We start from the raw sequence: 232 nt of genomic DNA on the forward strand, positions 1-232 counted from the left end.
TGTCGCGCATGCGCTGCTCGCTGACCGGGCTTTCGACCACCACCACGAGCTCCGGCTTGTTGGAGGAGGCGCGCACCAGGCCCCAGCTCCCGTCCTCGACCGTGACGCGCACGCCGTTGACGGTGACGAGATCGCGGATCGCCTGGCCGCCGATCTTGGCGCCCTGCTTTTGCAAATCCTCAAAGTGCTTCACGACGGCGTCGACCACGCCGTATTTGGCCTCGTCGGCGCA

Annotated in this window: 1 pseudogene; it reads right to left on the reverse strand. The window is 66.8% G+C overall.

Annotated features, from left to right (window positions below):
* Positions 1–232 (reverse strand): annotated as a pseudogene (locus tag CWO89_RS45545) (phosphomannomutase/phosphoglucomutase); the annotation flags it as partial.

Origin of the sequence: Bradyrhizobium sp. Leo170, assembly GCF_004296405.1 — a bacterium.
In the GTDB taxonomy this organism is placed as follows: domain Bacteria; phylum Pseudomonadota; class Alphaproteobacteria; order Rhizobiales; family Xanthobacteraceae; genus Bradyrhizobium.